At 43.9% G+C, this 5,461-nt stretch carries 4 protein-coding genes; all 4 read right to left on the bottom strand.

The window, feature by feature from the left end:
• The coding region (locus ACR0P9_RS07060; RefSeq protein ID WP_432618664.1) for a Cna B-type domain-containing protein at positions 1-810 on the bottom strand (810 nt) is incomplete at its 3' end.
• A complete protein-coding gene (locus ACR0P9_RS07055; RefSeq protein ID WP_432618662.1) occupies positions 807-1,634 on the bottom strand; it encodes a class C sortase in 828 nt (275 codons plus the stop codon). The genes ACR0P9_RS07055 and ACR0P9_RS07060, both read right to left, overlap by 4 nt.
• 165 nt (positions 1,635-1,799) lie before the next feature.
• On the bottom strand, positions 1,800-3,335 hold the full coding sequence (locus tag ACR0P9_RS07050) for a SpaH/EbpB family LPXTG-anchored major pilin (RefSeq protein WP_432618660.1): 1,536 nt from the start codon (positions 3,333-3,335) through the stop codon (positions 1,800-1,802).
• A gap of 73 nt (positions 3,336-3,408) precedes the next feature.
• Positions 3,409-5,070, bottom strand: a complete 1,662-nt coding sequence (locus ACR0P9_RS07045) for a SpaA isopeptide-forming pilin-related protein (protein WP_432618658.1) — start codon at positions 5,068-5,070, stop codon at positions 3,409-3,411.
• Positions 5,071-5,461: the final 391 nt, after the last annotated feature.

Raw genomic sequence — 5,461 nt, 5'->3', positions numbered from 1 at the left:
TTTCGTTGTTGCTGTATTTTTTACGGTAAATGTAATCCCCTCTTGCGTAATGCTCTGTGTATAGCCGGAAACGGTATCCTCAGATACCAGCCAGTCATGATTTTGCTCCAAATTATCCCATGTATGACGCCAATCGTTTTCTGCATTCAAAGTTACTGTATCGTAAACTTTTCCGTCACACATCAGATGAACGGTAATATTTTTCGGACGGCTGTTTTTCTTGTCGCCATCGTCCCAAATTTTCAGAACCTTCCGAGAGATGTGCGCATCCTTGGATGAATTTTTTTCTCCATCTGCCTTCGGCGAAGCTGTTACGGCATACTCCCACGTATTCTGCGCTTCAACAGAACTCGGCAAAAGAACAAAAAACGGAGAAGCGGAATATGTCGTATCATCTACCGTGCAACGATTACCGATGACCAAATACAGTCCTGGTTTCAATGTAGCTTGCAGATTGCCCATATTGTCGGTTACACCGCTGGCATCTGGCTGCAAAGAATCTTTCCAGATATAACTCTTTACTGTCGTTGCCAATGCACCTTCATCATCCTGTTTCAGCTGATTCAGTTCAATGGGATATTTAGCGAAACGCTCCGTCAAGTGCATCTGTGCATAAGCATCCACATCAGCGACTTTATACACGTCAAACTTCGCGCTTGGAATCACAATGCCGTTATTCTTGTAAGAAATGGTCAATGTCGCATCTCGATTGGTATCAATTGTTCCGGCAGCATTGGCTGACATTGTATTCGCTGTCACCAACAGACAGAGCATGATTGCACACAGAATGCGGCTCCATACTTTTTTCATCTGTGTTCCCCTTTCTTTTTCTTCGGAATCAGCAGAATGACAACCAATATCAGAAGAACCGGAATAGCCAGCATCGGCGCAACTAAAATTGGTTCAACCTGTGTAGCATCTGCTGTGATAAAGGCGGTATTTGCATCCTCGGCATTGTCAATGCGATGTCCGCGTACCAAAAGTCGATGCGTGTTAATACCGTATGGCGTACAGGTAACGAGCGTGCAATAGTCCTGACCATCTACAATACGAAGGGCATCTATATCCTTAGGTTCTACAATCAAAATCTGATCCACTTCATATGTCAGTACTTCATTTAACACGCGGAGCATGAAGGTATCTCCGACCGCCAACTTATCCAAGTTGGTAAACAGCTTAGCACTGGGCAGTCCCCGATGTCCAGAAAGTACACAGTGAGAGCCTTCTCCTCCGACAGGCAGACTTGTCCATTCCAGATGTCCAATGGCTTGTTGCAGCACAACATCATCCGTACCATGATAAATCGGCAGAGACACCTTAATCTTTGGGATTTCAACATATCCCATGACGCCGGTGCCGTCAATATTCAGCTGCTGCTTATACTTTTCGGCAGCAGATTCTGACAGTTTGAAATTCTGCGTCGTTCGATTCATTGCCGCATTATATTCTTGTGCTGCTTTCCATACAGCTTCATACTGTGCGGTATCCATCTCTGCTACGCTGTCGGCATATGCCGAAATAGCCTGCGATTGATGCAGAGAATTGATATAGTCGCTGAATGTCGGATACAACATCAGCGAAGCGCCTATCAGAAGAATAACAACAAGAATAATTGTTGATATATGCTTTTTCATGAGCTACACCTTCATTTTGATTGGTGATTTCCAGCGCAGTAGAAAAGGCAGGTTAATCCAGCAATTTACTCCATTAATCTCCCTTTTCCACTGAACCCCGTGGGGAGGGATGAGCCCACGGGGTTAGTAGAAAATCATATTACATTAGCACTTGCTGAAAAGCAATTACTGGGAAGAACGATTCATCCGCTTCTTTACAACCAGCAGGATAGCTGCGCCGGTAACCAGTGCGCCGCCCAGTGCGTAGAACAGGGTGGTACCCATGCCGCCGGTGGAAGGCAGCTCGGTGCCAGCTTTGTTGACGACTACCTTTACGGAAGCAGAAATATTACTCAGATTAACTTCGACCTTCGTATTACTTGTCTCTGTTCCTTCGATAATATTTCCGTTTTCATCCAGATACTTTGTGACGGTTGTAGTACTATTTCCGGTTCTTATAGCTTCCACAGCAAATGGGTCAGAAAGCAGATTGTATCCATTCGGAGCTTCAATCTCCTTAATATTGTACGTACCAGCCTTCACACCCTTAATAACGATCAAACCGCCATCCGGTGTAGTAACCTGATTGGTCAAACCTTCGCCTGCACTTGTGCCAGCATAAGTGTAAGTATTACCTTCGGCCTTTTCCTTTACATAAAACGGCAGCTCGAACTTTGCGCCAGACAGCTTCTCACCCTTTTCATTGACCTTCTGCAATGCAATTGCATAAGTATAAATGGTGTCCGTTGTAGTAAAATCACTACCGCCACCGCCTGGTGTGGTACCACCATTGCCGTCATCCTTTGTCCAAGTCAGCGTAACACTATTGGTGTTGCCGCCGTCGTCAATAACAGCCTTATCGTTTACTGTTGCAGTATACGTAATTGTTACGGTCGAGCCATTCTTATACCGGTGCTGATTCTTCTCTTCGTCATACCACTCCAATGTGATCTTCTTATCTGTGAACTGAGCAGTAACATCATGTGTAATGTCTTTGCCATCCTTATCCGGACCCTCATTAATAACAATACTTGTGACATTTACATTGCTTAAGAAATCAGGCAGTGTATCAGCAATGGTATACGAAAGAATCTTCTTTGCGTCAGAACCTGCACCATCATAGTTCGAGGTCTTGAAGGAAACGGTATACGTAACTGTATCACCAATGTTCACATTGTCGTTATCAACGGTCTTGCTCAAATCACTCGGTGTCGAAGAGTTTTTATCTACGATATTTGCCGTAGGATTGGTAGAGGTTACCGTAATCGCATTTGCGCCCTGTGTTGTGGTAACGACGTAATAGCCATACGGAAGATTCTTAAAGGTAAGCGCAGAGCCATCACTTGTTTCCTTTGCCAGATAAGTGGCATTTCCTGCCCAGGCTTTCAAAGCTGTGCGGAGGCCGTCGCTCATCTCTTTCTTGGTCGAGTCAGTGTAAGCCGCATCCTTGACAGAAATATATCCGTTTGTATCTCTCTCAAAGTAATTAGTCAGACTATCTGGAACAGTTCCGGTATAGGCGATAGAACCGTTCTCTTTTCCGGTTACCGTTGCATCAAACAGCTTGTAAACGTTGTAGGTTTCACCCTTAGAGGCATTGGAGATGGTAATAGAAGCATCACCAGTTTCAGTGGTCGATGTTGCTTCCTGTGCGAACGCCGTTGTAGCCATGACAAGAAGCATGACTACCGACAGCAGTCCGCTAATCAGTTTTTTTTGCATGATTCATTGTTCTGTTTCCTTTCATTTTTACTGAAATAGATAATTTGACCCGCTTGGGGCTTTGCAGTTACAGTTACTCTGCCCTCCTTTTCTTTTTGTGATGTACTTGATGATATTTATACATCAATGCGCCGGTTATAAAAGCCAGACCGCATAATGTAAACGAAATTGTACCGTGCCCGCCGGTTTCCGGCAATTCATAGCCTTCCTGATTCTTCACTTGAATGGTCAGCAGGCCTTTGCCGTCTTCTTGTTCCGATAAGGTCAGCTGGACAAGATTGTTCAGCTCATCGGAATTTGTCAATTCTACCGTCCGCTCCTCTGTGCCAGAATCTTCATCATCAGGTTCTGTTACTTTAAAGTGGATTGCCGCCGGAAGCAGGTTGTACCCATCCGGAGCCGAAGTCTCCGTGAGCACATATTCAATATTTGGCTTAAACGCAGCGTCAAAACTGAGGCTGCCATTTTCATCGGTTGCACCTGTCAACGTCTTTGCCATATCCTCCGGATCGACAATAGAGAACGAAGCATTCTGCAAGACTGTCTCTCCGGTATCATCTGTTTTCAAAATGTTTATCTGATAGGTATATGGATTTTTTGTATTGACGATGACCCATTGTCCATTCTGGTCATTCCCTATATATCGCATATTCGTTGGATTCAGAGAATTCTGTGCTAAGACATTTCTGTTGTTCGTATAGTTGAGATCTATCGTCCAAGCATTGTCTTCAGGAGCAGTGTATCCCTTTGGCGGAGAAGTTTCCTGCAGATCATATGTACCGCACGGTAAATCTGTAAACTGTGACGTTTCGTTTTCTACCGTTGTTATCGTGCGTAAATTGTCATCCGCCCCGGACAAAGTAAATGTCGCTCCCGCCAGACTCTTGCCGGAATCAGACTTTTTGTTGAATGAAATATCATATAAAAGTCCGCGGACTTCCGGAACTGGATATGTTGCGGAAAGTATATCGCTTTTCGATTCTATTGTTTCAGAAATAGACTCCATGTGATACTGTAACGTTGCATTTTTATTTACAACGTAGCTTTCGCCTTTCTGTATGGAAGCAGATGCGGAATTGATTGTATCCGCACAGCTTTGAAAACCTTCCTTGTCAACACGCAATCTCACACGATATACAAGCTGACAAATATTTCTCTGCCAGCCGGTAATCGTACTGGATTTCTTGCTAGATGTTATCTCTGACTTTGAAATAACACTTGCATTATCTACCGGATTCCATGTTAAGGTATTGGATTTTTCATCAAACGTTGCTGCTCCATCTGAATTTTTTATACCCAAATATTCTACATACTCTCCCATGACATCGGTTACTGTTTGGAAGACTACATCCTGAGATGAGAAATCAATTTGTACGCTGTCTAAATATATGGTTGCTTCGAGAATATCGCCCTGACCGTTTCCGTCATTTTTCAATGTAACTTTGTTTCTCAGAATGAGATATTTTGACGTTCCCGCAAGTGCTATGTATGCAGAACCGTTAGAGCAATTCGGAGTGCTTCCCCAGCGTTCGCTGTAATAGTTATAAACTGGCTCTTTATCACCTTGGCGTTCATACACTTGAAGTTTTACAATATATTTATGATTTCCCGTTTCTCCCTTTGCTCCTATTTCTGAATGATTTCCTTTAATGGAATCCACAACCTCTCCAGGATCATATCCATTGGAAGAAGTAACACCGCATCTGCTTTGGTCAAAGAATTTCTCCATCGTCATCTTTTTGTCCATGCTAAGATACACAAGAAATTCATTCTCGGTATCTGTAGGCACGACATTTTTTTGGAGATAAATATCGGGCTTTCCATTCCCATCGGCATCAACCGCTTGTTTATTGGATTGTTCTCGTCCTGTATATTTTTCTTCTGTAATCTGCCATGCTGTATTGGTAGTCGGAATTGTTCCAATATAATCCGGTGCCTCAGTAGCCTTCAGACCTTCTGTAGCATCGGTCTCTCCGCTTCCAGATTGCCCGCCAGAATTGCCATTACCTTTTCCCTGTACAGCAACTGCACTAGAGTCCTCCTCCGCGTTATCCGGAATGCTTGCGTAGCCGAGAATTGTGGCGTCATCGGAAGCATAGGTGCTATACTGAACGCGGTCAGACACA

It is taken from the genome of Butyricicoccus sp. (genome assembly GCF_050872565.1).
In the GTDB taxonomy this organism is placed as follows: Bacteria; Bacillota; Clostridia; order Oscillospirales; family Butyricicoccaceae; genus Butyricicoccus_A.
This window is presented reverse-complemented; position numbering and strand designations above follow the sequence as displayed.